The organism is Sphingopyxis sp. MC1, assembly GCF_000371385.1.
GTDB lineage: Bacteria > Pseudomonadota > Alphaproteobacteria > Sphingomonadales > Sphingomonadaceae > Sphingopyxis > Sphingopyxis terrae.
On the sequence record NZ_AOUN01000002.1, the window covers coordinates 599,871 to 623,525 of the forward strand.

Consider the following 23,655-nt stretch of genomic DNA (forward strand, 5'->3'; position numbering starts at 1 on the left):
GCGAAGCAATCCAGAGTGGCGTACGCATGCTCTGGATTGCTTCGCTACGCTCGCAATGACGCGATGCTCATTGGCACGGAGGTAGAAGTCTATGACCATCCACATCGGCGTCGGCGGCTGGACCTACGAACCATGGCGCGGTACCTTCTATCCTCCGAAACATCCGCAAAAGCGCGAGCTCGACTATGCAGGCGAGCATCTGACCGGGATCGAGATCAACGGCACCTATTATGGCAGCCAGAAGCCCGAAAGCTTCGCCAATTGGGCGGCCGCGGTCCCCGACGGGTTCAAATTCAGCGTCAAGGCGTCACGCTTCTGCACCAATCGCAAGCAGCTCGCCGATGGCGCGGCGTCGATCGAGAAATTTCTGACGCAGGGACTGACGCAGCTCGGCGACCGGCTCGGGCCGATATTGTGGCAGTTCATGGCGACCAAGACCTTCGATCGCGGTGATTTCGCGCGCTTCCTCGACCTGCTGCCCGAAAGCCAGGACGGGCTACCGCTGCGCCACGCGTTCGAGGTGCGGCACGAGAGCTTTCGCGACCCCGCCTTCGTCGACCTGGCGCGCGAGCGCAACATGGCGATTGTCTTCGCCGACAGCGATGAATTTCCGTGCATCGACGAGGCGACCGCGGATTTCAGCTATGCACGGTTGCAGCGCAGCCGCGACGATGTTGCGACGGGCTATGACGAGGCGGCGCTCGACCATTGGGCGGCGCGTGCGAAGGCGTGGGCGGCCGGCGGGCGCGACGCCTATATCTTCTTCATCGCGGGCGCCAAGGTGCGCAATCCTGCCGCGGCGCAGGCGCTGATCGCCCGGTTGGGCGCCTAAGCGCGCGCGGCGTTCAGGCCGCTTGCGCGAGTTCGGGCTGCTTCGCCGCTTCGGCGGCCTGCTTGGTGCCGAGCAGGTCATAGGGATCGACGCCGTCGGCGCGCATCATCGCGTGGACCTGCTTGTAGATTTTCGGCTCGGCGATCCCCAAGCGCTGGCGCGCCGCGTGGATCGGTTCGGCCAGCAGCGCCTCGATATCCTGAAAGGCGATCTGCTGCGCGACCCGGCCGATGCGCTGGCCTTCGCGGACCGCACCGTAGATCGGGTAGCGGCTGCCGAAACCCTTGCGGATCTCGCGCGCGCCCGCCCAGGCGATGAACAGCGTGCCCCAGCTCGGCGTCTGGCTGTACGAGAAGGCAAGCACGCATTGTTCGCCCAGCGCGTCGCGACCATAGCCGGTAAGGATATGAAACAGGTCGTGCGTATCGCGCAGCCGGTCGCCATAAAGCTCGACCATATCGTCGAAGCGCGGCTTGGTGCGGCGGAACTTCATCGATTCATCGACCAGCCCCTGCGCCGTCAGCCCTTCGCGTTCCATGAAATCGACATAGACGCGACCGACGCTGCCTTCGGGCAATTTGCGCAGCGCGTCATGATCGTCGAGCATCGCCGGCAGATAGGGGCGATCGGCCAGGACCTTCTGACCTTCCGCGGTCGCGAAGAAACGCGCGACCGACCGTTTGAACCGATTGTCGCGCAGCGCGTCGAGAATGTGAAACACCTGTTCGGTGTCCTCCTTGTCGGCAATCAGCTTGCGGAAATGGTGCAGCGCCTTCAGCGGGCGGAAGCCGGTGTCTGTGCGGTCGGGGTGGATCAGCGGGATAGCGGTCATGGCGTATCTCTTGCGGTTGGGGCCGTGAAGTCTCGATCTAGTCACTACTGACACAAATGTCAATATATCGTGAATGGCCGGAATATGCGGGCCGGACAAGCCGCTGGACGCGGCCGCTGGGCTCGGCGATAGTCATGTTGGGGGACAAAGCATGACCGACCGGTACGAAAGCCTCGACGCGATTCGCGGCGTTGCGGTGATGGGCATATTGGCGATGAACATCGTCGCCTTTGCGATGCCGATGAGCGCCTATTTCAACCCCGCCGCGGGCGGCGCGCCGGGCGGGGCGGACCTTGCCGCATGGGCGTTCAATTTCGTCTTCGTCGATTCGAAGATGCGCGGCCTGTTCTCGATGCTCTTCGGGGCGAGCACGCTGCTGGTGATCGAGCGCGCCGAGGCGGCGGGCCGCAGCGCGGCGGCGACGCATTATGCGCGGATGCTGTGGCTCGGCCTCTTTGGCCTCGCCCATTTCTATTTCATCTGGTTCGGCGACATATTGTCGCTTTATGCCGTCTGTGGCCTGCTGCTCTTCCTGTTCCGCGGTCTGTCAGTGCGCGCGCTGCTCTGGTGGGCGGCGGGCTTCCTGCTGGTCGCGATGGCGCTGATGGGATCGATGTGGCTGTCGATGGCGCTGCTCGAAGCGGGGCAATTGCCCGGCACTGCGGCCGCCGAGGCGCGGGAACAGATGGCACAATTCAACGCGATGATGGGTCCGGACTCGCCCGACTATGCCAGGGATGTCGCCCATTATCTGGGAAGCTACGGCGCGATCGCGGGGATGCGGCTCGGCGCGGGTGCGCTCGAACCGCTGACGCAGGTGATGCTGTTCCTTTGGGAAAGCATGGCGCTGATGCTGATCGGCATGGCGCTGTTCAAGGCGCGGATGCTGACGGGCGAATGGGACGCCGCGCGCTATCGCAAATGGGCGATCGCGGCCTTCCTGCTATCCGCGCCGCCGCTCGCGCTGCTGGCCTGGCATAGCGCAGCCGCGGGTTTCGGTACCGTCGCGGTGTTCGGGGCGGCACTCGTCTGGTCGACCCCGTTCGATTTCGTGATGACGGTCGGCTGGGCCGCAATCATCATGCTGCTCATCAAGACCGCGGCGTCGCCGGCGCTGCGCGCCCGGCTTGCGGCCACCGGACGTATGGCCTTCACCAACTATCTCGCGACGTCGGTGGTGATGACGACGATCTTCTACGGCTATGGGCTGGCGCTGTTCGGCAGCGTACCGCGCGCGGCGCTCTACCTCTTCTGCTTCGCCATGTGGGCGGGGATGCTGCTGTGGTCGAAGCCCTGGCTCGCACGTTTCGAATATGGCCCGCTCGAATGGCTGTGGCGCAGCCTGTCGCGCTGGCAGCGACAACCGATGCGGCGCACGCTGGCCGAAGGTCCAGGGCTTAGCTGACGGCGCGGCCGAAAGTCGGGCGGCGCTGGACGAGCGGGTTAGCCTCGCGTTCGAGCGCGGTCAGCGTTTCCTCGAACAGCGGGCGCAGTTCGACGACGCGCGGCAGATATTCTTCCGGGCTGACCTGCGCCTCGACGCAGTGGCGCGCGAACATTTCGATATCTTCGGCCAGCGCGCCGAGCCGTTCGGCGCCGAACTGGCGCGCCTCGCTCTTGAGCGTATGCGCAGGCATGACGAGGCCGCCGGCGCTGCGGGCGCGCATCGCCTCTTCGATCGCGGCGACCGACTTGATGCCGTCCTCGCGAAAATAGCCCAGAATCCGCACGAATGCCGCCCCCAACTGGGTGCGAGTCGCGCGAAATTCATTCCAATCGACCAGGATCTCGTCCAATTTTCCGTCCCTCGGTGTTCAGTCTGGTCCGTGGTCCCGTCCTGCACATGCACCGAAGTCGGTAAAAAAGAGGTTACGCGCGCAAAGCGGACACCGCCGAATCGCCCCGAAACGGGTCAGTCGCGCCGAACGCGCCAGCGCGCGGCTTCGCCCATCGGCCCGGCGTCATCGACCCGCCAGCCCTGTTCGGCGGCAAGCGCCGCAACTTCGCGCGCGGCGTTGGGGTCGTCGGCGATCAGCACGACATCCTGCGCGACGCGCATCGCGCGGGCGAGCCGCAGCGCCGGCCAGGGACAGCGCATGCCGCGCGCATCGACGGTCAGCGCCGCCGATGCCCCCGCGGCGTCATTCGTCATAGGGGTTGCGCGTGTTGCGGAAATTGATGCGGATCGGCACGCCCTGGAACCCCAGTTCCTTGCGCATCCCGTTGACCAGATAGCGCTGGTAGCTGGCGGGCAGGGAATCGGTCCGGCTTCCGAAGATGATGAAGGTCGGCGGACGCGTGCGCGCCTGCGTCATGTAGCGCAGCTTGATCCGCTTGCCGCCCGGCGCCGGCGGCGGATTGGCGTCTACCGCGCGTTCGAACCAGCGGTTGAGCTTCGCGGTCGAGACACGGTTGGTCCAGATCGCGCGCTGTTCAAAGGCGACGCGGACGAGCGTGTCGATCCCTTTCCCCGTCGCGCCCGAAATGCTGAGCAGCGGCACGCCCTTGATCTGGCTGAGCCCGTCGTCGAGCGCTGCACGGACGCCGTTGAACAGCGACGACGGGTCTTCGGCGACGTCCCATTTGTTGAGCGCGATGATCAGCGCGCGCCCTTCCTCCAGCACGCGGTCGGCGATGCGCAGATCCTGCGCCTCCAGCCCCTTTGTGGCGTCAAGAAGCAGCACGACGACCTCGGCGAAATCGACCGCGTGCAGCGCGTCGGCCACCGACAGCTTTTCCAGCTTGTCCTGAACCTTCGCCCGCTTGCGCATCCCCGCGGTGTCAAAAAGCTGGATCGGATGGACCTCGCCATCCTTTTCCCATTGCCAGTCGACGCGGATCGAATCGCGCGTGATCCCGGCCTCGGGTCCGGTAATCAGCCGGTCTTCGCCGATCATCCGGTTGATGAGCGTGGATTTGCCCGCATTGGGCCGCCCGACAATCGCGAGCTTGAGCGGGCCGAGCGGCGCATCCTCGTCCGCATCCTCGCCGACCGCCTCTTCGTCGGCGTCCATGAAGGGTTCGACGATCGGGCGCAGCGCGTCGAACAGATCGACCAGTCCCTCGCCATGTTCGGCACTGAGCGCAATCGGCGATTCGAAGCCGAGCGAATAGGCCTCCATCAGCCCCGCCTCGCCCTGCTTGCCTTCGGCCTTGTTGGCGCACAGGATGATCGGCGTGTCTTCGCTGCGCAGCCAGCGCGCAATTTCTTCGTCGAGCGGGGTCACGCCCGCGCGCGCGTCGATCATGAACAGCGCCGCATCGGCTTCGCGCACCGCCTTTTCGGTTTGCACGCGCATCCGGCCGGGCAGCGTCGCCGCGTCCTGATCCTCGAACCCCGCGGTATCGACAATCAGAAATTCCAGGCCGAGCAGCTTGCCATCGCCCTCGCGCCGGTCGCGCGTCACGCCCGGCTGGTCGTCGACCAGCGCCAGGCGCTTGCCGACCAGCCGGTTGAACAGCGTCGATTTGCCGACATTAGGTCGGCCGACAATGGCGATCGTCGCGGATCGCGCCATGCGTCTATCCTATCTTCGCGGCGGGCCAATCCGGCCGCGCCCTGTTATTGCCAGGCGGTGATCGTGCCGTCGTCCGCCAGGATATAGAGCCGGTTGTTCGCGACCACGGGCGGCTGCGACAAGGGCGACTTGAACTCGGCGGTGGCGAGCGTCGAACCATCGGTCGGCGAAAATTCGACGAGTTGTCCCTCGCTGTTCACCGCAATCAGGCGTCCGCCGGCCAGAATCGGACCGGTCCAGCGGATCGGATCCTTCTTCTTCTTTTCGGTTTCGACGCGATAGCGCGCGAGCTGCTGGATCCAGCGGACCTTGCCCGAACCGCGCGCAACGCACAGCAGCTTGCCGTCGTCGGTCATCGCATAGACCCATTCGCCGACGACATAGGGCGTCGAAATGCCGGCGATCGAGATTTCCCAGATGCGCTGGCCGGTGAGCAGATCATAGCTCGCCATGCGGCCGCCTTGGCCGAGCGCGAAAACGCGGCCGCGGTCGATCACCGGGTCGGCATCGACGTCGGTCAGCGTCGAAACCGACAGCGCCATCGAGGTGCGCGCGAGCGCGTCTTCCCACAGGTCGCGGCCGTTTTCGTAGCGATAAGCCTGAACCTCGCCCGACGAAAAACCGGCGACGATCGTCCCCTGCCCCGCCGCAGGCGACGCCGCACCGAACACGCTGCCGGGCTCGAGCGACGCGGTCGCCTGCCACTGTACCGCGCCGTCGCCGGCATTGAGCGCGAAAATCTGGTTGTCCTGCGTGATCACATAGACGCCGCCGAAGGCAACCGTCGGCGCGCCGCGCAGCGGCCCCGCGGGTTTGACCTTCCACAACAGCTTGCCATCCTCGGCGTTCAGCGCGGCGACGTCGCCGACGCCGCTCGTCGCATAGACGACATTGCCGTCGACCGACGCGCCGCCGCCGAACAGCGAATTTTCGAAATCCTTGCCCGTGCTGCCGATCGACACGCTCCAGAGCTTCGCGCCGGTATCGGCGGCGAAGGCCGACACGACGGCATCGGTGTCAACGGCGAACAGCCGGTTGTTCGAAATCACCGGCGCCGCGGCGAGCCGCTGCTTCTTGGTGCTGCCCGCGATCGACGCTTCCCAAACCTTGGTGCGCGCGGCGCCGAGCGCGGGATGCCCCATCGACTTGGACGCATTGCCGCCCGATTGCGCCCAATCGGCGTTAAGCACCGGATCGGGCAACACCACCGCAATCTCGGCGGTTGTCGGGTCGACCTTGATGCTGTTGTCGTTCGACAGAATCGAAATGCGCTCGCCGACCGTCGGCGTGCGCGGGCCGCCCTTGCCCTTGAACGCGCCGCAGCCCGCAAGCGGCAGCGCGAGCATCATGGCGCAAATCACATATTGGCGTTTCCGCATCTTATTTGGCTTCCTCACTCTTGGCGGCGGCCGCTGCGCCCGGGGCGGCACCGCCTTGCTGGTCCTTTGTCGTGTCCTTGGCGGCGCTTTCCGCCGCGCGATCCTCGACCGCATCGACGCCGAGCATCCCCGCCATCTGCACCGTCCGCGACTGCAGCGATTTGAAGGTGGCGGGCGCCTTGGCGATACGCGCATAGAGCGCGCCGGCCTTGTCATATTGGCCGAGGTGATAATAAGCCGCGGCCGTCAGCTCGGCCGCGCTGCCGAACCAGCTCGATACCGGGTCGGTCGCATCGACAAGCGGCTTCATCCGCGCGATCACCGCCTCGGGCTTCATCGTATCGAATTCGAGGGCGGTCTGGCGAACCAGCGCCATATCGCGCATCGACTGGTCGAGCTTGGCGTCGCCCGCGACCTGCGCGAGCAGCGCGGCGGCGGCTTTCAGGTCGCCGGCCTTCGCCTTCATGTTCGACTGCTCGATCAGCGCGGCGGCGCGATAGGCGGCATTGCCCTCGCCTGCCAGCGTCTTGAGATCGGCGGTCGCCGCCGTCGGCTGCGCCGCGGCCTTGTCGAAAGCGGCCAGCAGCTGTTCGGCCTTTTCGCCGCGCGCCACCGTCTGACGGTGCTCCCAATAGAGATAGCCGCCGAACGCCAGCAGCGCCGCGATCGCCGCGCCGACGATCCAGCGGCCGTAACGCTGCATGATGGAGCTGAGCTGATCCTTGCGGACGGCCTCGTCGACTTCCTGCAGGAAGGCCGCATTGTTCGTCGGGCTCAGGGCCAATCAATCCTCCATAACTCGTTCGCGAGCGATGCCCGCTTCGGGTCCGCCGGCCGTTCCTTAGCGGTCATGCCGAAAAAGGCCAAGCGATTCACTTGACCCCTGCAGGCACCCGTCCGGGACGCCGTCAACCCTTGTAGATTTGATCGTCGGTCGGGAATGAACGGGACCTGACCTGCTGGGCATATTCCTTCACTGCGCCGTCGATCACACCCGCCATATCCTGGTACCGCTTCACGAATTTGGGGACGCGTTCGAACATGCCGAGCATGTCGTCGGTGACGAGCACCTGCCCGTCGCATTGCGCCGAGGCACCGATACCGATCGTCGGACAGGCAACCTTGCCGGTAATCTCGATCGCGATCGATTCGAGCACGCCTTCGATAACGATCGAAAAGGCACCGGCCTGCGCGACAGCGACCGCATCCTCGACGATCGTGCGCGCTTCCTCGTCGCTTTTGCCGCGCACGCCATAGCCGCCGAGGATGTTTACCGCCTGCGGCGTCAGCCCGACATGCCCCATCACCGGAATCCCGCGCTGGGTCAGAAATTCGATCGTCGGGGCGAGCACCTTGCCGCCCTCGACCTTCACCGCCGCCGCGCCGGTTTCCTTGAGCAGGCGTGAGGCATTGGCGAAGGCCTGTTCGGGGCTCGCCTCATAGCTGCCGAAGGGCATGTCGACGATCACCGCGGCATGATAGCTGCCGCGCACCACTGCGGCGCCGTGCAACGCCATCATCTCCATCGTCACCGCGACAGTATGCGGCAGGCCATAGATCACCTGCGCCAGCGAATCGCCGACGAGCAGCATGTCGCAATGCGGGTCGAGCAGCTGCGCCTGCCGCACCGTATAGGCGGTCAGCATCACCAAAGGCTCGCCGCCGCCCTTGCGCTGGCGAATGCGCGGCACCGTCAGGCGCTTCATCGGCTGCGGCGTCGGATTGGCGCGGCTGGTGGAGGTGTCGAGGGTGAGCGTTTTTGGGAGCGTGGACATGGGGCGCGGGTTTAGCGGCTTATGCTGCGCTGCGAAAGGCCGCAAAGCGGAGCGATGTTCGCATAGATTGACTCTATGTTAAAAATTATTTACATTGAGTCGCATATTATGAACATGGAGACGCCAAATGTCGTTCCGCGAAAAAATTCACTGGGTGGCGCTGGTCACGATGATCGCCGCCTTCGGCTGGTATTTTCTTGCCTATCCGTGGGGGATCGCAGCCAGCCCGGCAGGCCTTTGGGCGAGTGCGGGGATGCTGCTGCCGGTCACCGTCGCGATCATCATCGCGATGACGATCGCATCGGCCTGGATGGCGATCCGCGCCCCGGCCGAGGCCAACCTCAAGGAAGACGAGCGCGACCGTTCGATCCATTATCGCGGCACCCATTATGCCTATTATCCGCTCGTCGTCGGCGTGTGGGTCAGCATCTTCGCCCTGTTCTGGAACGCGGGGCCGGCGGTGCAGCTCAACCTGTTGCTTGCGACGGTCGTCCTCGCCGAACTGACGCGGATCGGCGTCCAGCTTTACCTTTATCGCCGGGGCTATTGACCCATGCCCCGCGCGACCCTTGAAACGGCGCGGCAGCTTGCCAGCGCAGGTACCGGAGACTTGTCCATGAATTTCCGCGAAAAGTCCGCGTGGCTGAACGTCTTGGCCATGCTCGCCGCCTATAGTCTCTATTTCGGACTCATCATCGCCGGGCATCCCGCCGGGCGCGAAGTTTTCCCCATGCTGTGGTTGTTCGGCTCGATCGCCTTGGCGCACGCGGCCATCGTCATCGTCGGCACCATCATCCTGTCCGCGCAGACGCCAAAGTCGGAGCGGGTCCGTGCCGATGAGCGCGACCGCGCGATCCGCCGTCGCGGCGCCACGATCGCCTATTATGTCCTGCTGGCGGGGATGATGGTCGTCGGCGTCTATCTGCCCTTTGTCGAGCAGGGCGTGCCGCTCGCAAACACGGGCCTGTTCGCAATCGTTCTCGCCGAACTGGTGAACAGCGCCGTCGTCCTCATCAGCTATCGCCGGGGTTGGCATGGCTAGGCTGCCTTTCTCGAACGACATCCGCACCTTGCGCTTCCTCGCGGGCGAAATGACGCAGGCCGAACTCGGCGAGCGCGTCGGCGTGACCCGCCAGACGATCGCCGCGATCGAACAAGGCAAATATTCGCCCTCGCTCGAAGTCGCCTTCCGTATCGCGCGCACCTTCGGCAAGCCGCTCGAACAGGTGTTCGGGTGGGACGAGGAAAGCGGCTGATCCGATGCGCGGCCGCGCTGGCCCGGCCCGCCTCTCCCCGGGGGCCGGCCGGGCCGAAACGGCCGCGTGCGCGGCGAACCTTATGCGGTGCCGCGCCCCGCTTCGTTCAGCGCCGCCAATTGCAAGTCGGTCAGCGTGACCGTCTCGCTGTCCATGATCTCGTCGAGTTGCGCGACCGATGTGGCGCTCGCGATCGGCGCGGTGACGCCCGGCTGCGCGGCGACCCAGGCGAGCGCGATCTGCGAGAGGGTGGCGCCGGTTTCGGCAGCGATCGCGTCCATTGCGGCGAGCACCGCCGGCCCTTTGCCCTCCAGATAGGCTTTGGCGCGCGCGCCGCGCGGGCTTTTGCCGAGATCCTCGGCGCTGCGATATTTGCCTGACAAATAGCCCGACGCGAGGCTGAAATAGGTGACGACGCCGAGCCCTTCGGCGATGCAAAGCTGTTGCAGCGCGCCTTCATATTGCTCGCGGTCGAGCAGGTTGAGTTCGGGCTGCATCGCGGTGAAACGCGGCAGGCCCCCAGCGTCGGCGACGCGCAGCGCCTCGGCCAGCCGCTCGGCACTATAATTGGATGCACCGATCGCGCGCACCGTCCCCGCATCGACCAGTTCGCCGAACGCGCCGAGCACTTCGTCCAGCGGCACATCGGGATCGTCCTTGTGCGCGAAGTAGAGGTCGATCGTATCGACGCCGAGCCGATCGAGCGAGCCTTTCACCGCTTCGCGGATGCGATCGGGCTTCAGCCCGCCGGGCATCATGCCGACCTTGGTGGCGATCAGCACATCGTCGCGCGCGCCGCTATCCTTCAGCCACGCACCCATCATGCTTTCGGATTCGCCGCCCTTGTGCCCCGGCACCCACGCCGAATCGACATCGGCGGTGTCGATCATCCCGCCGCCGCGCTCGACGAAGCGGTCGAGGATCGCGAAACTTGCGGCCCGATCGGCGGTCATCCCGAAGACATTGCCGCCTAGCACGAAGGGACGGACCGACAGGTCGCTCTGGCCAAGGGGACGCTGCGTCATTGCGATACTCCTGCATGGACCACCGGCACTGCCTCGCGCGAATTGTCGCTGAACAGGCCATCGATCCCGGTCTTCAGATAGGTGCGGATCTCGTCCACCAGATCGCCGTGGCCGGCGGGGTTGATGCCGCTCTTGTCCCCAAGCGGCAGGAAATAATTCTCGCGGCGAAAGGTCCATGGATGGACCTTCAGCCCGGCGGCATGGGCATCGCGCACCAGATGGGTCGCATTGCCGAGCGTGCCGAGCGCGGTGCGCGGGATGATCATTGTCTTGTTGGGTCCGATCCCGTCGGCATAGGCGGCAATCGCCTTCAGCCCCGCAGGCGTCGCCATCGCCGCGTAGCTTTGCTGCGCATCATTGGCCGGACCGCCCTCGCCGTCCATGAGCTGGATCAGCGGCAGGTCGCTTTTCGCCCGGATCGCCTTCAGATTGCCGACCTCGAAACTCTGGATGAACACCGGCGCGCTGCGGCCATGATAGCCATAGCGTTCCAGCATCGCGAGCAGCGGCGCCTCGTGCGGCAGGCCGATGCCGGCGAAATAGCTCGGATGCTTGGTTTCGGGATAGACGCCGACCGGGTGGGCGCGCCCCTTGTTGACCCGCACGAGCAGGTCGAGGATCTCTGCAAAAGTCGGGATCTGGTAGCGCCCGTCAAATTCGGTCGCTCGCAGTTGCGGCAGCCGCTCCTTCGCGCGCAGCGTCTTGAGCTCGGCCAGCGTGAAATCCTCGGTGAACCAGCCGGTCACATCCTTGCCGTCAATCCGTTTCGTCGCCTTGCGCGCGGCGAATTCGGGGTGGTCGGCGACGTCGGTCGTCTCCGAAATCTCATTCTCGTGCCGCGCGACGAGCACGCCGTGCTTGGTCAGTACCAGATCGGGCTCGATGAAATCGGCGCCCTGTTCGATCGCAAGTTCATAGCTTGCGAGCGTATGTTCGGGCCGTTCGCCCGACGCCCCGCGATGCGCGATGACGATCGCGGGCTTTCCGTCGAGCGTGGGCTGCGCCGCCATCGGTTCAGCCCCGCAGCCGGCGAGCGCGAGCAGCGCCAGCGCGGCGCGCCAGGCCCTCATGCCGCAAAGCGCTGTTGCCAGTCATCGGCGGAGAAGCCCACGCTATACGCGCCGTCGGCATCGACGAGCGGGCGCCGGATCATCGCCGGCTGATCGAGCATCAGTGCCTTCGCCTTCGCCGCGTCGATCCCCGCCTTGTCGGTATCGGGCAGTTTGCGGAAGGTCGTCCCGCTCTTGTTGAGGAGCTTTTCCCAGCCGAGCGCATCGACCCAGCGATCGAGCATGGCGGGATCGAGCCCGTCCTTGCGATAGTCGTGAAACGCATAAGCCACGCCATGCTCGTCGAGCCAGCGCCGCGCCTTCTTCACCGTGTCGCAGTTCGGAATGCCATAGAGAGTCAGTGCCATGCCGCCGTCATAGCGACGGCGCTTCGGCAATGCGAGCGTTTGCGCTTGCCAATTTTCCGCGCAGCGCCCGGGCAAAGCCTTCGTGCAATGCCGCGGCGATGTCGGGATTGGCGGCAAGATAGTCGCGCAGCACCGCGGCGGGGATGAACCACAGCCTGGCGTTGGTCGATAGCGTCACCGTCCCCGTCGCCTGCGCGCCGTCGAGCACAGTCGCCTCGCCGATCAGCGCGCCGTCGCTCACCGCGCCGACCTCGACCCCGTCGCGCAGCACCGACGCTGCGCCCTGGCTCAGATAGAAAAGGCTGGGTGCCGCCTGATTTTCGCGGATCAACACCTCGCCCTGCCGCGCCGAAATCCAGTGCCCCTGATCGATCAGCCCGCGCGCCGCCGTCGCGCTCAGCCGGTCGAAATGACGGGCGCGAAGCTGCTCCTCCTCGGACGAGAAGCGGATACTCAGATTGCGGAGCCAGTCGCGCCAGCCGAACGCGATATTGGCGAGGATGATCGCGAGCAGCAGCAGACCCGCAACCAGCGCCTGCCCCGCGACGAGCGCCAGCGGCAGGGCGACGAGCGCGGCGATCGCCAGCCCGGCGCGCACATATTCGATGCGCACCGCAAAGCTCGCCGCAAGCAGGATGAACAGGGCCAGATAGCCAAGAAGGGCCGGATCGAAATTCGCCATAGCCAATCGTTTTACAGCGGTCCCTGTGCTTAGATTGCTAGGGACCAAATCTTACCGATTACCGAAGACGGACGCGCGACCCGTAAAAGCGTCCCGATTTGCGAAAGAAACTAACAGTTTTTTGCAATGAAGAAAAGCATAGGTGCGCGAAAGCCACCATCATGCTAATTTTATCGCCCGCGCTTGCTTTGGCGGGGCAATCGCGCCAAGGCACCCGGCGAATCGATTTTGACGCAGAAAACGTAAGAAGACCGCATATGACGCACCAATGGCAACCGCAAAGCTGGCGCTCGCACGAAGCCCGCCAGCTGCCGACCTACACCGACGAAGCCGCACTTGCGGCCGCCGAGCGTGAGCTTGCCGGCTATCCGCCGCTCGTCTTTGCCGGCGAGGCGCGCGAGCTGACCAGCGAGCTGGGCCGCGTTGCGGAAGGCAAGGCGTTTCTGCTTCAGGGCGGCGACTGTGCCGAGAGCTTTGCCGAATTCCATCCGAACAACATCCGCGACACCTTCCGCGTCCTGCTGCAGATGGCGGTGGTGCTGACCTTCGCGTCGAAGATGCCCGTCGTGAAGGTCGGCCGCATGGCGGGCCAGTTCGCCAAGCCGCGCTCGGCCGACATGGAAGAAGTGGGCGGCGTCGAGCTGCCGAGCTATCGCGGCGACATCATCAACGACATCGCTTTCGAAGCCGCAGGCCGCGCCCCCGATCCGCAGCGCATGATCCGCGCGTACAACCAGTCGGCGGCGACGCTCAACCTGCTGCGCGCCTTTGCGAACGGCGGCTATGCCAATCTGCATCAGGTCAACGCCTGGACGCATGATTTCATGGACCGCAGCCCTTGGGCTAAGAAATATCAGGAAACCGCCGCGCGGATTTCCGAAGCGCTCGCCTTCATGGAAGCGTGCGGCGTAACGCCGGAAACGGTGCCGCAGATCAAGGGCACGAGCTTCTACACCAGTCACGAGGCGCTGCTGCTTCCCTATGAGCAGGCGCTGACCCGGCAGGACAGCCTGACCGGCGGCTGGTACGACACGTCGGGCCATATGCTGTGGGTCGGCGATCGCACCCGCTTCGAAGGGTCGGCGCATATCGAATATCTGCGCGGCATCGGCAATCCGGTCGGCATGAAATGCGGCCCCAGCCTCGACCCCGACGAGCTGCTGCGCCTGCTCGATACGCTGAACCCCCAGCATGTTCCCGGCCGCATGACGCTGATCACCCGCTATGGTCACGACAAGATCGAGGCGCATCTGCCGGCGCTGGTGCGCGCGGTGAAGGCGTCGGGGCACCCGGTCGTCTGGTCGTGCGATCCGATGCACGGCAATGTGATCAAGACGGGCAATGGCTACAAGACGCGCCCGTTCGAGCGCATCCTCGCCGAAGTGCGCGGCTTCTTCGCGGTTCACCGCGCCGAAGGCACGCATGGCGGCGGCATCCATATCGAGATGACGGGCCAGAATGTCACCGAATGTACGGGCGGTGCGATGGACGTGACGCAGATGGATCTCGCCGATCGCTACCACACGCATTGCGACCCGCGCCTCAATGCCGGACAGAGCCTTGAACTCGCGTTCCTGCTCGCAGAAATGCTCAATCAGGAAATGACCGACCGGGCGAAGCAGGCCGCATGAGCGAACGCCGCATCATCGTGCAGAAGGAAGTGATCCGCAACGGGGTCGGCTTCGGCAGCGCGCTGGCGATGGCGATCAGCTTCACCACGCACAAATCGGTGCTGTGGGCGATCATCCACGGCATCTTCAGCTGGTTCTACGTCGCCTATTTCGTGCTGACCCGCTGAGCGGCGCGCGGCGTCGCCGGAGCTAAGGTCCTAGTCCGCCGTTCCCGGCCAGCGCTTCGTGTCGGCGAAGGCGCGGCCCAGCGCAACGTGCAGATCGGCATCCTCGGCGGCGCCGCCAAGCGGTACCTTGTCCGAAAATTCGTCGGCGGGGCGATGATAGTCGCTGCCCAGAAAGGCCTCGAGCAGTTTCATGTCCGAAAAACTGCCGCCGACCATCAGCGACGTGACGCCCTTGGCGCCGAGCGCCCAGCCATCCTGCCGCTGGACGAAGGCATCGGCCTCGCCGTCGCTGTCGATCGTCCGGCCGAGCGCCGTCGCAACGTCGCGCACCACCGCGTCATAGGCGGGCTTGCCGCGCCCGATCGTCGCGACCGGGGTGCCGCGCGGTGAAATGGCGATGGTGTCGATGTTGAGCGCGACAGTGATGTCGGACAGCGGCACCACCGGATGGTCGGCGAACCAGCGCGCGCCGAGCAGCCCCTTCTCTTCCGACGTGGTCGCGAGGAAATAGATGTCGCGGTCGGGACGCGGCCCGGCAGCAAGACGCTTGGCCACCTCGATCAGCACCGCGATCCCGCTCGCATTGTCGACCGCGCCGTTGCAGATGCGATCGGCGGCGCCTTCGGGCCGGCAGATGCCGAGATGGTCCCAATGGCCGAGGAACAGCACTGCCTTGCCGTCGGGCTTCGCGCCCGGCAGCTTGGCGACGATATTGTTGCTGGCAAAATTGCGCACCGCTGCGGTCGCAGTGAAATCGCCCGTCACCGGCAGCAGCGCGCCGCGATAATCGCCCGCCTCGGCGGCCGCGCGCAGCGCCACGCCATTCTGCCCGGCCTTGGCGAGCATGGCATCGAGCGCCGCCGGCGCGATATAGCCGCTGATCGTCGGTCCTGCCGGCGCCGATCCCATGCGCACAGTCTTCGCGCCCAGGCTCTCGCGAATCTCGTTCCACGGCATCGCATCCGGCGCGACGATCAAGACGCCCGCCGCGCCCGCGTCGGCGAGCATCTGGCGCCGCTCGCGGTAACGCGGCAGCTTGTCGCCGAAGGGCGGCGTATCGAACAGCATGACCGCGACCTTGCCCGCGACATCGGCGTTGACCCGGCCGTCCGCATCGACGCCATAGCCGACGAAGACGAGCGGCGTATCGGCCAGCGCCACCGACGCCTCGCTGCCGGTGACGATGATACCGTCGTCGCCGATCGCAAAGGGCTGGTCGGCCACCTTGAAGCGCGCGCTTCCGCCCGTTGCCTGTGTCTCGACAAAGGGAACCGGTTGCAGCCAAGGCGTGTCGCTGCCCGGTACCGCCTGCAATCCTGCCTTCGCCCATTCGCCGACGATATAGGCGATGGTGCGGTCCTCGCCCTCGGTACCCGGCCCGCGGCCCTCGAAGGCATCGCTCGCAAGAACGCGGATATGCTGCGCCAGATCGGCTTCGGCGACGGGCGTGTCGCCCTTCGCATAGGCGGCGGGCGATACGGCGATCAGGGCGGCGGCCGCGACGGCGGCGCGAAGTGTCGACAGTTTCATGACCGCGCCGATGGCATGGAGATGCCGAAGCGGCAAGGCGCGTTCGTCGAACGATGAACGGCATCGGCGGAAAGCCCGCCGCTATTGCGGGCGCGCCCGTTCCAGCAGCGCCTTCGCCGCCGCAACGTGCATATCCTCGATCATATGGCCCGCGTGCCGCTGCGCACCGCCGGTTGCGGCGGCGACCAGCGCCTCGGCAGCGGCAATCTCGCGCGGCGACGGGGCGAAGGCGCGGTTGCACGGATCCACCTGCGACGGGTGGATCAGCGTCTTGCCGTCGAAGCCGAACCGCCGCCCCTCGCCCGCTTCGGCCGCAAAGCCTTCCGCATCGTCGATCGCATTATAGACGCCGTCGAAGCACCACACGCCGCCCGCCCGCGCCGCGAGCACGATCGCCTGGATCGCATGGCTCATCGCGCCGCGATCCATGCCGTCGGGCAGTTTGAGCTCAAAGGCCAGATCGTTGAGCCCGGCGATCAGCCCTTGCACCGCCGCGTCGGCGGCGATGCGCTGTGCCGCATAGATGGCGGTCGGCGTTTCGATCATCGCCAGCAGCGGTAGCCCCAGCGCGCGCAGCGGGTCGAGGTCCGACGGCGCGTCGACCTTCGGCAGCACCAACGCGTCGAGCGCGAGCCCGTCCAGCGCCGCAAGATCGTCTGCCTGCTCGGCGCTGCCGCTGGCGTTGACGCGCACGGCGACGCGCTTGCCCGCAAAGCCCGCCGTCACCGCGGCGCGCATCGCCGCGCGTGCCTCTGCCTTGCGCTCCGCGGGCACCGCATCCTCCAGGTCGATGATCAGCATATCGGCGGCGAGCCCGCCCGCCTTTTCCAGCGCACGGGCGTTGGAGCCGGGAACATAGAGGAGCGAGCGCGGGGCGAAGGCGGCATGGGTCATGCGCTTTTCTGTGGCGCAGCCGGACCATTGCCGCAATAAGGAAGCGGGTAGCAGAAGCGAATTTTTACCGAGGGGATGATCGATGTATTTTGCGCTTGCGCTGGTCTTTTTCATGCTGGTGTTTCTGATCTGGGCGCTGACGCCGGTGCGGCAGGGTTTCGCCTATACGATCGAGCGCTTCGGCCGCTACACGCACACCGCGCAGCCGGGCCTCAACTTCATCATGCCGATCTTCGACCGTGTCGGTCGCAAGGTGAACATGATGGAACAGGTGCTCGACATCCCCGGCCAGGAAATCATCACCAAGGACAATGCGATGGTCGCGGTCGACGGCGTCGTCTTCTTTCAGGTGCTCGACGCCGCGAAGGCCGCCTATGAGGTCAGCGACCTGTACCTCTCGATCATGAACCTGACGACGACGAACCTCCGCACCGTGATGGGGTCGATGGACCTCGACGAGACGCTGTCGAAGCGCGACGAGATCAACGCGCGGCTGCTGCACGTCGTCGACGATGCGACGACGCCATGGGGGGTGAAGATCACCCGCGTCGAGATCAAGGACATCCGCCCGCCCGCCGACATTTCGAACGCCATGGCGCGCCAGATGAAGGCCGAGCGTGAAAAGCGCGCCGCGATCCTGGAGGCCGAGGGGCTGCGCGCCTCCGAAATCCTGCGCGCCGAGGGCGAGAAGCAGGGCCAGATCCTGCAGGCCGAAGGGCGGCGCGAAGCCGCCTTCCGCGACGCCGAAGCGCGCGAGCGCGAGGCCGAGGCCGAAGCCAAGGCGACACAGATGGTCAGCGACGCGATCGCGAGCGGCAATGCGCAGGCGATCAACTATTTCATCGCGCAAAAATATGTCGAGGCGGTAAGCCAGTTCGCGACCAGCCCCAACGCCAAGACGATCCTGTTCCCGGTCGAGGCGACGCAGCTCATCGGCACGCTGGGCGGCATCGGCGAACTCGCCAAGGACGCGATCGAACGCGGCAAGGCAAGCTGAGGCAGGGGAAGCTGATATGCCCGACTTTATCGCCAATATGGAACCGCACTGGGCGTGGCTGTCGCTCGGCGTCCTGCTTGCCGCCGCCGAAATCATCGCGCCCGGCTTTTTCCTGATCTGGCTCGGCGGCGCAGCGGTTATCACCGGCGTCGTCGCGTGGGTGTTGCCGATCGGCGTGCCGCTTCAGCTCGGCATCTTCGCCGTGCTGTCGGTGATCATCCTCTATGGCGCGCGCAAATGGCTGCGCGACAATCCGATCGTCTCCACCGACCCCCTGCTCAACCAGCGCGGCGGCCGCCTCGTCGGTGAGGTGCTGACGGTGACGACGGCGATCGAGGACGGCCGCGGCCGCGCCCGGGTTGGCGATGGCGAATGGCCGGTGCGCGGCCCCGACGCCGCCGAAGGCGCCAAGGTCCGCGTCATCAGCGCCGACGGCGGCGTGCTGGTCGTCGAGGCGGTTTGATCCAAATCGTCATTGCGAGGAGCCGAAGGCAACGCGGCAATCCAGCGTAGCGCAAACCTCTCCGGATTGCTTCGCTCCGCTCGCAATGACGACCAATTCAGCCACCCCGTGGCCGCGAATAAATCCCCACCACATGCCCCAGCGCGTCGCTGTCGCCGATGCGGCGAAAGCCCAGCTTTTCGGCGACACGCTCCGATGCAGCATTGCCCGGATCGATGATGCAGCGCACCTCGGGCGCGTCGAGCGTCGCGTCGGCCCAGCCGAGCGCCGCGCTCATCGCCTCGGTCGCTAGCCCGCCGCCCCAATGGTCGGCATCGAACGCCCAGCCCGCCTCGGGTAGATCCTCAAGTTCGGGGATGCCGCGGCAGAAATAGGAAAGCCCGCCCATGCCGATCAGCGCATTGCTGTCGCGGTCGGCGAACACCCAATAGCCAAAGCCCATTACCGGCCACAGCCCGGCAGAGCTTAAAAATTTGCCCCAGCTCACGTCCGGCGCACGCGGTTCGCCGCCGATGAAGCGCGTGACGCGCGGATCGGCCCACATCGCGATATGAACGGACTTGTCCGAAAAATGCGGCGGGCGCAGGCGCAGCCGCGCGGTTTCGATCGTGGGGGGCGAGGTGATCATCGTGCCGACATGCCCAGCGCGGCGGGCATGGTCAATCGGGGTCGAAGAAATGGTCGAACAGGTCGTGCAACACGGCCTTGCCGTCGACCTGCGGCCGGACGCGCAGCACCGCCAGCGTATCGACGCGTGCCAGCACGTCGCAATGGTTCAGCACGACATGATAGGCGGCGCGGTCCCTGAAATCGTGAAACAGGAGCATCGCGTCGGGTTTACAGTGGACGATCGCCTGCAACAGGCAGGCGACACGAAAGCGCCCGTCGATCAGCACCGCGTCCGGGCTGCCGGTCAGATGGCGCCAGATATGCGTGTGATAGCGCGGCCAATCGCGCAGGCGCGCCGGGTCGGTCGGCCGGCCCTCCGCATCGACCGGGCCGATTTCGGGCTGATAGGGCGTGTAGCGCTCCGCCTCTTCGCCCAGTCGGCGCGCGATGGCGGCGAGCCGGTCGCGATCGCCGTCGACCGTCACGATCCGCCGGGCCTGCCGCGCGGCGACGAGTGTCGCCTCGCCGCATCCGAATTCGAGCAGCGACTGGCGTCCGGCGAGTTGCAGTTCGAGCTGAACGAGCTCGGCCGCGGTCCAGATCGATGGCATGGACGGTCCCCTGTTCCCCGAGCAAGGAGATATGGGACTTCGCCGCAGCCGTCCAGCTATGGGACAGATCCCCCACGAAGGCGGCGACGCGGAGAGGGAGAGAGAGGCCCCTCCGGCCGCCTGCCTTCGCGGGGGTGCCGGGCCGCGGCGTCAGGCCGCGGCCGTTGCCAGTTCGGGCGCTGCCGAGGAATGCGACGGCATCACCGCATCGGCATAATCGCTCTCGAATTTCTTGATGAGCTGGCGGTCGTCATGGTTCCACGGGTGAAAGCCCGGCATGAAATAGGCCAGCCACGGCAGAAAGCTTTTGCGCAGGATGCCGGGGTAGCCGAGCATGAACCACCAGATGCGCGCGCTGACGCGCCAGCCGGTCAGCCCGTCTTGCTGCAAGAGCGCCTTCATGCCCCGGATGCGCTTGGGCCAGAAGCGCGCGGTGATCGCGACCATCATCAGCGACTTCGCCTTCCAGCGCCGCCAGCGGCTCCAGTCGCGCGTCGCGTGGAGCCAGGTGTCGTAAGCGACGCCCTTATGCTCGATTTCCTCGATCGCGTGCCATTTCCACAGCGCCGCCCATTCGGGCTCGGCGCCGTCGTACATCGCGGAATCCTTGAGCATGATCGCCGCCATCATCGCGGTATAATGTTCGAGCGCGATCGTCGCCATCAGGTTGACGATAGGCGGGCGCGTCTTGATGAGTTCCATCACATTGTCGACATCGGCCTCCAGCTCCGACAGGTCGTAACCCGCCTCCGCCGCCTTGCGATTGAACACGACATGTTCGCGGCTGTGAATGACTTCCTGCTGGGTGAAGGCGCGGATTTCGCGCGCCAGCTTTTCGGGCACGCCGTCGCGGTGCGCCTTCACCGCCTCGATGAACATCGCCTCGCCCTTCGGAAAGGTTACCGACAGCGCGGTATGAAAGACCGACGCGATCGGGTCGCCATTCATCCACCAGCGCCCCTGCCGGTCGTCGCGGCCGAAGCGGCGATCGCGCGGGGTGATCGACAAATCCTGCGGCGTCGGCGTGCGGGAAAGGCTGGACATATGGTTCTCACCGTCGAAAAGGGGGTTCAGGGCGTGGGGACGCCCGACGGGGCAAGAAATAGGAATTACTTACAGTGGTGTCAATAGCAAAGAAACGGCTCAGCCCGGAGGAAAGCCGGTCGGTGGCGCTCGAAGCCGCGCGGCTGATCCTGATCGAGATGGGGCCGCAGGCGGTGACGCTGAAAGCCGTGGCATCGCGCATCGACCGCACCCACGCCAATCTGCTCCACCATTTCGGCAGCGCCGCCGGGCTGCAAAAGGCGCTCGCCGCCTATCTCGCCGAAACGGTGTGCGACACGATCGCGGCGAAGATGACGTCGTCGCCGCCGGGCGAACGCAATGTGCGCGAGATCGTCGACCTTGCCTTCGACGCCTTCGACAGCGGCGGCGCCGGGGCGCTCGCCACCTGGATGGCGGCGACGGGCAATGAGGACGCGCTCGACCCGATCCTCGACGCCATCCACCGCCTGATCGACGGGATGGCGCCCGACGCCCACGAAAAGCGGCTGATGCACGAAGACACGTTGGCGCTCGTGCTGATGGCGATGGGTGACGCTCAACTCGGCGGCCCGATGGCCGAAGCACTTGGTCTGCCGCGCGATACCGCGCGCACGCTTGCGACCGAACTCATCACCGGCCGCATCGCCGCCTTCTGGGCCGAACAGGGCGGCAAGCCCGCACAATAGCCGCTCGCCCCGGCGCCGCGATATTTGCCCCCTTGAATCCCTTACGCCACGCGCCGATGTAAGGCGCCGAGGGGCAGCCCGCCGGTTCGCGGCGGGCATCCCGGATAATGAAGGACGAAATTTCCATGATCGACCCGCTCGCCGCCCTTGTTCCCGTCGTCGTCGAACAGACGAGCCGCGGCGAACGCAGCTTTGACATCTTCTCGCGCCTGCTGCGCGAACGGATCGTCTTCGTGACGGGCGAGGTCGAAGACAATATGGCGTCGCTGATCGTCGCGCAGCTGCTGTTCCTCGAATCGGAAAATCCGAAGAAGGACATCTATATGTATATCAACTCGCCGGGCGGTGTCGTCACGGCGGGCATGGCGATCCATGACACGATGCAATATATCCGCCCGCGCGTCGGCACCGTGTGCATCGGCCAGGCGGCGTCGATGGGCAGCTTCCTGCTCGCCGCCGGCGAACCCGGCATGCGCGTCGCGCTGTCGAACGCCCGTATCATGGTCCACCAGCCCTCGGGCGGTGCGCGCGGCATGGCGTCGGACATCGAAATCCAGGCCAAGGAAATCCTGCGTATCCGCAAGCGGATGAACGACCTCTACGCACAATATACGGGCAAGCCGCTCAAAGACATCGAAAAGGCGATGGATCGCGACACTTTCCTCGAAGCCGAGGAAGCGCGCGCGTTCGGGATCGTCGATCATGTCTACGATCGCCGCCCCGCGCTCCCCGGCGACGAGGCGCCCAAGGAAATCAGCGAAGGTCCGACGCCCTGACGCCGGCCGACCCGCTTTCGGTAACCGCGTTTGTTGACGCCCCGTTCGCGGGCCGTCGTCAGGTTGGACATGTCCCGATGTCACCCAATTGCCATATTGTAATTGGGTGATCGCGGGCTAGGATGAAGGACGGCAGCGCCCTTTTGCGGCTGCCAGAGGAAGATTTATGACGAAATTGAGCGGCTCGGACAGCAAGAGCACTCTTTACTGCTCCTTCTGCGGCAAGTCGCAGCATGAAGTCCGCAAGCTGATTGCCGGCCCCACCGTGTTCATCTGCGATGAATGCGTCGAACTGTGCAACGACATCATCCGCGAGGAAATCAAGGGCGGGGTCGCCGCGCGCAAGGACGGTGCGGTGCCGACGCCGCTCGAAATCTGCCAACACCTCGACAATTATGTGATCGGCCAGAACACCGCCAAGCGCGTGCTGTCGGTCGCGGTCCACAACCATTACAAGCGCCTCGCCAATTCGGGCCGCGGCGACGATGTCGAACTGGCGAAGTCGAACATCCTGCTCGTCGGCCCGACGGGCAGCGGCAAGACGCTGCTCGCGCAGACGCTGGCACGCTTCCTCGACGTGCCTTTCACGATGGCCGATGCGACGACCCTCACCGAAGCCGGCTATGTCGGCGAGGATGTCGAGAATATTATCCTGAAGCTGTTGCAGGCCAGCGACTATAATGTCGAAAAGGCGCAGCGCGGCATCGTCTATATCGACGAAATCGACAAGATCAGCCGCAAGGCCGAGAACCCCTCGATCACGCGCGACGTGTCGGGTGAAGGCGTGCAGCAGGCGCTGCTCAAGCTGATGGAAGGCACGACCGCGAGCGTGCCGCCGCAGGGCGGGCGCAAGCATCCGCAGCAGGAATTCCTCCAGGTCGACACGACCAACATCCTGTTCATCGCGGGCGGCGCCTTTGCCGGCCTCGAAAAGATCATCGGCGACCGCCTGCAGGGCAAGTCGATCGGTTTCGGCGCGCATGTCGCCGGCCCCGACGAACGCCGCGCGGGCGAGGTGCTCAAGAATATCGAGCCGGAGGATCTCCTCAAGTTCGGCCTGATTCCCGAATTCGTCGGCCGCCTGCCGGTGATCGCGACGCTCGAGGATCTCGACATCGACGCGCTGGTCAAGATATTGGGCGAACCCAAGAATGCGCTGATCAAGCAGTACAAGAAGCTGTTCGATCTCGAAGAAGTCGCGCTGACCTTCACCGATGACGCGCTGGTCGCGGTCGCCAAAAAGGCGATCGAACGCAAGACCGGGGCACGCGGGCTGCGCTCGATCGTCGAGGCCATCCTGCTCGACACCATGTTCGACCTGCCCGACCTGACCGACGTGATCGAAATCGTCGTCGACAAGGATGTCGTCGAAGGCCGCAAGGCGCCGGTGCGCGTCTATGCCGACAAGGCGAAGGAAGCGGGCGACGCCGCCTGAGTCGAGTCGCGGCGCGCACCCACGCCGCGGTTTCGCCCCTGCCAATGTTGCATTGCAGCAACAGTTGCACGAAAAAACGCAGCGCTGCCTGTCGAT

The 23,655-nt window shown here is 65.5% G+C and carries 28 protein-coding genes; 12 read left to right on the top strand and 16 right to left on the bottom strand.

All coding sequences use genetic code 11. The features are described 5' to 3' along the window. Positions 1-91 precede the first annotated feature (91 nt). Positions 92-832, top strand: a complete 741-nt coding sequence (locus EBMC1_RS03405) for a DUF72 domain-containing protein (RefSeq protein ID WP_003040563.1) — start codon at positions 92-94, stop codon at positions 830-832. A 13-nt stretch (positions 833-845) separates the two neighbouring features. On the opposite strand, the gene EBMC1_RS03410 is transcribed toward EBMC1_RS03405, so the two are convergent. Then, positions 846-1,664 carry a Coq4 family protein gene (locus tag EBMC1_RS03410; protein ID WP_003040567.1) on the bottom strand — a complete coding sequence of 273 codons (819 nt, stop codon included), beginning with the start codon at positions 1,662-1,664 and terminating at the stop codon, positions 846-848. A 151-nt stretch (positions 1,665-1,815) separates the two neighbouring features. Here EBMC1_RS03410 and EBMC1_RS03415 point away from each other — a divergent pair, with 151 nt between their 5' ends. Next, positions 1,816-3,069 (top strand): DUF418 domain-containing protein, encoded by a 1,254-nt coding sequence (locus EBMC1_RS03415; RefSeq protein WP_003040569.1) that lies wholly within the window; start codon positions 1,816-1,818, stop codon positions 3,067-3,069. Here the strand turns inward: EBMC1_RS03415 and EBMC1_RS03420 are convergent. The 6 genes from EBMC1_RS03420 to panB all read right to left on the bottom strand — a co-directional run bounded on the left by EBMC1_RS03420 (position 3,062) and on the right by panB (position 8,336). Next, a complete protein-coding gene (locus EBMC1_RS03420) occupies positions 3,062-3,460 on the bottom strand; it encodes an Hpt domain-containing protein (RefSeq protein WP_003040572.1) in 399 nt (132 codons plus the stop codon). The two genes, EBMC1_RS03415 and EBMC1_RS03420, sit on opposite strands and share 8 nt — an antisense overlap. Before the next feature lie 116 nt (positions 3,461-3,576). Further along, the gene (locus EBMC1_RS03425; protein ID WP_003040575.1) at positions 3,577-3,816 is read right to left on the bottom strand and encodes a sulfurtransferase TusA family protein; all 240 of its coding nucleotides are present in this window, start codon (positions 3,814-3,816) and stop codon (positions 3,577-3,579) included. Next, the gene (gene der, locus EBMC1_RS03430) at positions 3,806-5,182 is read right to left on the bottom strand and encodes a ribosome biogenesis GTPase Der (RefSeq protein WP_003040578.1); all 1,377 of its coding nucleotides are present in this window, start codon (positions 5,180-5,182) and stop codon (positions 3,806-3,808) included. Before der ends, EBMC1_RS03425 begins: the two co-directional genes overlap by 11 nt. 44 nt (positions 5,183-5,226) lie before the next feature. Next, the gene (locus tag EBMC1_RS03435) at positions 5,227-6,561 is read right to left on the bottom strand and encodes an outer membrane protein assembly factor BamB family protein (protein WP_003040581.1); all 1,335 of its coding nucleotides are present in this window, start codon (positions 6,559-6,561) and stop codon (positions 5,227-5,229) included. A gap of 1 nt (position 6,562) precedes the next feature. Beyond that, positions 6,563-7,345, bottom strand: coding sequence for a tetratricopeptide repeat protein (locus tag EBMC1_RS03440; protein WP_003040584.1), 783 nt, complete (start codon positions 7,343-7,345; stop codon positions 6,563-6,565). Between the two features lie 124 nt (positions 7,346-7,469). After that, on the bottom strand, positions 7,470-8,336 hold the full coding sequence (gene panB / locus EBMC1_RS03445) for a 3-methyl-2-oxobutanoate hydroxymethyltransferase (RefSeq protein WP_003040587.1): 867 nt from the start codon (positions 8,334-8,336) through the stop codon (positions 7,470-7,472). 127 nt (positions 8,337-8,463) lie between these two features. On the opposite strand from panB, the gene EBMC1_RS03450 reads away from it, so the two are divergent. The 3 genes from EBMC1_RS03450 (at position 8,464) to EBMC1_RS03460 (ending at position 9,592) form a co-directional block, all read left to right on the top strand. Beyond that, complete coding sequence (locus tag EBMC1_RS03450; RefSeq protein WP_003040591.1) at positions 8,464-8,886, top strand: hypothetical protein; 423 nt, start codon at positions 8,464-8,466, stop codon at positions 8,884-8,886. Positions 8,887-8,952: 66 nt separating this feature from the next. Then, on the top strand, positions 8,953-9,378 hold the full coding sequence (locus EBMC1_RS03455; RefSeq protein ID WP_003040592.1) for a DUF2178 domain-containing protein: 426 nt from the start codon (positions 8,953-8,955) through the stop codon (positions 9,376-9,378). Beyond that, positions 9,371-9,592, top strand: coding sequence for a helix-turn-helix transcriptional regulator (locus EBMC1_RS03460; protein ID WP_040589196.1), 222 nt, complete (start codon positions 9,371-9,373; stop codon positions 9,590-9,592). The genes EBMC1_RS03455 and EBMC1_RS03460 overlap by 8 nt, the downstream gene beginning before the upstream one ends. An 80-nt stretch (positions 9,593-9,672) precedes the next feature. On the opposite strand, the gene EBMC1_RS03465 is transcribed toward EBMC1_RS03460, so the two are convergent. Genes EBMC1_RS03465 through EBMC1_RS03480 form a run of 4 tightly spaced genes read right to left on the bottom strand, consistent with a single transcriptional unit; the run spans position 9,673 to position 12,716 of the window. Next, the gene (locus EBMC1_RS03465) at positions 9,673-10,617 is read right to left on the bottom strand and encodes an aldo/keto reductase (protein WP_003040597.1); all 945 of its coding nucleotides are present in this window, start codon (positions 10,615-10,617) and stop codon (positions 9,673-9,675) included. Beyond that, positions 10,614-11,687 (bottom strand): glycerophosphodiester phosphodiesterase, encoded by a 1,074-nt coding sequence (locus tag EBMC1_RS03470; RefSeq protein WP_003040600.1) that lies wholly within the window; start codon positions 11,685-11,687, stop codon positions 10,614-10,616. The genes EBMC1_RS03465 and EBMC1_RS03470 overlap by 4 nt, the downstream gene beginning before the upstream one ends. Beyond that, on the bottom strand, positions 11,684-12,034 hold the full coding sequence (locus tag EBMC1_RS03475; RefSeq protein ID WP_003040602.1) for an ArsC family reductase: 351 nt from the start codon (positions 12,032-12,034) through the stop codon (positions 11,684-11,686). Before EBMC1_RS03475 ends, EBMC1_RS03470 begins: the two co-directional genes overlap by 4 nt. Positions 12,035-12,041: 7 nt before the next feature. Further along, the gene (locus EBMC1_RS03480) at positions 12,042-12,716 is read right to left on the bottom strand and encodes a cyclic nucleotide-binding domain-containing protein (RefSeq protein ID WP_003040605.1); all 675 of its coding nucleotides are present in this window, start codon (positions 12,714-12,716) and stop codon (positions 12,042-12,044) included. 257 nt (positions 12,717-12,973) lie between these two features. Here EBMC1_RS03480 and EBMC1_RS03485 point away from each other — a divergent pair, with 257 nt between their 5' ends. Together EBMC1_RS03485 and EBMC1_RS18625 are read left to right on the top strand one after the other, a co-directional pair. Then, a complete protein-coding gene (locus EBMC1_RS03485) occupies positions 12,974-14,347 on the top strand; it encodes a class II 3-deoxy-7-phosphoheptulonate synthase (RefSeq protein ID WP_003040609.1) in 1,374 nt (457 codons plus the stop codon). Further along, entirely contained in the window at positions 14,344-14,514 is a 171-nt protein-coding gene (locus EBMC1_RS18625) for a hypothetical protein (RefSeq protein WP_003040612.1), read from the top strand. Before EBMC1_RS03485 ends, EBMC1_RS18625 begins: the two co-directional genes overlap by 4 nt. 30 nt (positions 14,515-14,544) lie before the next feature. Here EBMC1_RS18625 and EBMC1_RS03490 read toward each other — a convergent pair whose 3' ends face one another. Next, on the bottom strand, positions 14,545-16,044 hold the full coding sequence (locus tag EBMC1_RS03490) for a M28 family peptidase (protein WP_156000917.1): 1,500 nt from the start codon (positions 16,042-16,044) through the stop codon (positions 14,545-14,547). Between the two features lie 81 nt (positions 16,045-16,125). Beyond that, on the bottom strand, positions 16,126-16,938 hold the full coding sequence (locus EBMC1_RS03495; protein ID WP_003040619.1) for an HpcH/HpaI aldolase/citrate lyase family protein: 813 nt from the start codon (positions 16,936-16,938) through the stop codon (positions 16,126-16,128). 82 nt (positions 16,939-17,020) lie between these two features. Here EBMC1_RS03495 and EBMC1_RS03500 point away from each other — a divergent pair, with 82 nt between their 5' ends. Both EBMC1_RS03500 and EBMC1_RS03505 read left to right on the top strand, forming a co-directional pair. Beyond that, on the top strand, positions 17,021-17,935 hold the full coding sequence (locus EBMC1_RS03500; RefSeq protein WP_003040621.1) for an SPFH domain-containing protein: 915 nt from the start codon (positions 17,021-17,023) through the stop codon (positions 17,933-17,935). A gap of 16 nt (positions 17,936-17,951) precedes the next feature. Continuing rightward, positions 17,952-18,398, top strand: coding sequence for an NfeD family protein (locus EBMC1_RS03505; RefSeq protein WP_003040624.1), 447 nt, complete (start codon positions 17,952-17,954; stop codon positions 18,396-18,398). 97 nt (positions 18,399-18,495) lie between these two features. Here EBMC1_RS03505 and EBMC1_RS03510 read toward each other — a convergent pair whose 3' ends face one another. The 3 genes from EBMC1_RS03510 to EBMC1_RS03520 form a co-directional block, all read right to left on the bottom strand. Next, on the bottom strand, positions 18,496-19,026 hold the full coding sequence (locus EBMC1_RS03510; RefSeq protein WP_003040627.1) for a GNAT family N-acetyltransferase: 531 nt from the start codon (positions 19,024-19,026) through the stop codon (positions 18,496-18,498). A 31-nt stretch (positions 19,027-19,057) separates the two neighbouring features. Beyond that, positions 19,058-19,618 carry a hypothetical protein gene (locus tag EBMC1_RS03515; protein WP_003040630.1) on the bottom strand — a complete coding sequence of 187 codons (561 nt, stop codon included), beginning with the start codon at positions 19,616-19,618 and terminating at the stop codon, positions 19,058-19,060. 150 nt (positions 19,619-19,768) lie between these two features. After that, on the bottom strand, positions 19,769-20,662 hold the full coding sequence (locus tag EBMC1_RS03520) for a metal-dependent hydrolase (RefSeq protein WP_003040633.1): 894 nt from the start codon (positions 20,660-20,662) through the stop codon (positions 19,769-19,771). 77 nt (positions 20,663-20,739) lie between these two features. Between EBMC1_RS03520 and EBMC1_RS03525 the strand changes: the two genes are divergently transcribed. The 3 genes from EBMC1_RS03525 to clpX all read left to right on the top strand — a co-directional run bounded on the left by EBMC1_RS03525 (position 20,740) and on the right by clpX (position 23,559). After that, the gene (locus EBMC1_RS03525) at positions 20,740-21,348 is read left to right on the top strand and encodes a TetR/AcrR family transcriptional regulator (RefSeq protein WP_040589402.1); all 609 of its coding nucleotides are present in this window, start codon (positions 20,740-20,742) and stop codon (positions 21,346-21,348) included. A 125-nt stretch (positions 21,349-21,473) separates the two neighbouring features. Beyond that, a complete protein-coding gene (locus EBMC1_RS03530) occupies positions 21,474-22,124 on the top strand; it encodes an ATP-dependent Clp protease proteolytic subunit (RefSeq protein ID WP_003040638.1) in 651 nt (216 codons plus the stop codon). Positions 22,125-22,290: 166 nt separating this feature from the next. Further along, entirely contained in the window at positions 22,291-23,559 is a 1,269-nt protein-coding gene (gene clpX, locus EBMC1_RS03535) for an ATP-dependent Clp protease ATP-binding subunit ClpX (RefSeq protein WP_003040640.1), read from the top strand. Positions 23,560-23,655 lie beyond the last annotated feature (96 nt).

Coding starts and splice junctions, on each gene's coding strand:
- EBMC1_RS03405 (WP_003040563.1), top strand. CDS start 92: ATGACCATCCACATCGGCGTCGGCGGCTGGACCTACGAACCATGGCGC.
- EBMC1_RS03410 (WP_003040567.1), bottom strand. CDS start 1,664: ATGACCGCTATCCCGCTGATCCACCCCGACCGCACAGACACCGGCTTC.
- EBMC1_RS03415 (WP_003040569.1), top strand. CDS start 1,816: ATGACCGACCGGTACGAAAGCCTCGACGCGATTCGCGGCGTTGCGGTG.
- EBMC1_RS03425 (WP_003040575.1), bottom strand. CDS start 3,816: ATGACGAATGACGCCGCGGGGGCATCGGCGGCGCTGACCGTCGATGCG.
- der (WP_003040578.1), bottom strand. CDS start 5,182: ATGGCGCGATCCGCGACGATCGCCATTGTCGGCCGACCTAATGTCGGC.
- EBMC1_RS03435 (WP_003040581.1), bottom strand. CDS start 6,561: ATGCGGAAACGCCAATATGTGATTTGCGCCATGATGCTCGCGCTGCCG.
- panB (WP_003040587.1), bottom strand. CDS start 8,336: ATGTCCACGCTCCCAAAAACGCTCACCCTCGACACCTCCACCAGCCGC.
- EBMC1_RS03450 (WP_003040591.1), top strand. CDS start 8,464: ATGTCGTTCCGCGAAAAAATTCACTGGGTGGCGCTGGTCACGATGATC.
- EBMC1_RS03455 (WP_003040592.1), top strand. CDS start 8,953: ATGAATTTCCGCGAAAAGTCCGCGTGGCTGAACGTCTTGGCCATGCTC.
- EBMC1_RS03460 (WP_040589196.1), top strand. CDS start 9,371: ATGGCTAGGCTGCCTTTCTCGAACGACATCCGCACCTTGCGCTTCCTC.
- EBMC1_RS03465 (WP_003040597.1), bottom strand. CDS start 10,617: ATGACGCAGCGTCCCCTTGGCCAGAGCGACCTGTCGGTCCGTCCCTTC.
- EBMC1_RS03470 (WP_003040600.1), bottom strand. CDS start 11,687: ATGAGGGCCTGGCGCGCCGCGCTGGCGCTGCTCGCGCTCGCCGGCTGC.
- EBMC1_RS03475 (WP_003040602.1), bottom strand. CDS start 12,034: ATGGCACTGACTCTCTATGGCATTCCGAACTGCGACACGGTGAAGAAG.
- EBMC1_RS03480 (WP_003040605.1), bottom strand. CDS start 12,716: ATGGCGAATTTCGATCCGGCCCTTCTTGGCTATCTGGCCCTGTTCATC.
- EBMC1_RS03485 (WP_003040609.1), top strand. CDS start 12,974: ATGACGCACCAATGGCAACCGCAAAGCTGGCGCTCGCACGAAGCCCGC.
- EBMC1_RS18625 (WP_003040612.1), top strand. CDS start 14,344: ATGAGCGAACGCCGCATCATCGTGCAGAAGGAAGTGATCCGCAACGGG.
- EBMC1_RS03490 (WP_156000917.1), bottom strand. CDS start 16,044: ATGAAACTGTCGACACTTCGCGCCGCCGTCGCGGCCGCCGCCCTGATC.
- EBMC1_RS03495 (WP_003040619.1), bottom strand. CDS start 16,938: ATGACCCATGCCGCCTTCGCCCCGCGCTCGCTCCTCTATGTTCCCGGC.
- EBMC1_RS03500 (WP_003040621.1), top strand. CDS start 17,021: ATGTATTTTGCGCTTGCGCTGGTCTTTTTCATGCTGGTGTTTCTGATC.
- EBMC1_RS03505 (WP_003040624.1), top strand. CDS start 17,952: ATGCCCGACTTTATCGCCAATATGGAACCGCACTGGGCGTGGCTGTCG.
- EBMC1_RS03510 (WP_003040627.1), bottom strand. CDS start 19,026: ATGATCACCTCGCCCCCCACGATCGAAACCGCGCGGCTGCGCCTGCGC.
- EBMC1_RS03515 (WP_003040630.1), bottom strand. CDS start 19,618: ATGCCATCGATCTGGACCGCGGCCGAGCTCGTTCAGCTCGAACTGCAA.
- EBMC1_RS03520 (WP_003040633.1), bottom strand. CDS start 20,662: ATGTCCAGCCTTTCCCGCACGCCGACGCCGCAGGATTTGTCGATCACC.
- EBMC1_RS03530 (WP_003040638.1), top strand. CDS start 21,474: ATGATCGACCCGCTCGCCGCCCTTGTTCCCGTCGTCGTCGAACAGACG.
- clpX (WP_003040640.1), top strand. CDS start 22,291: ATGACGAAATTGAGCGGCTCGGACAGCAAGAGCACTCTTTACTGCTCC.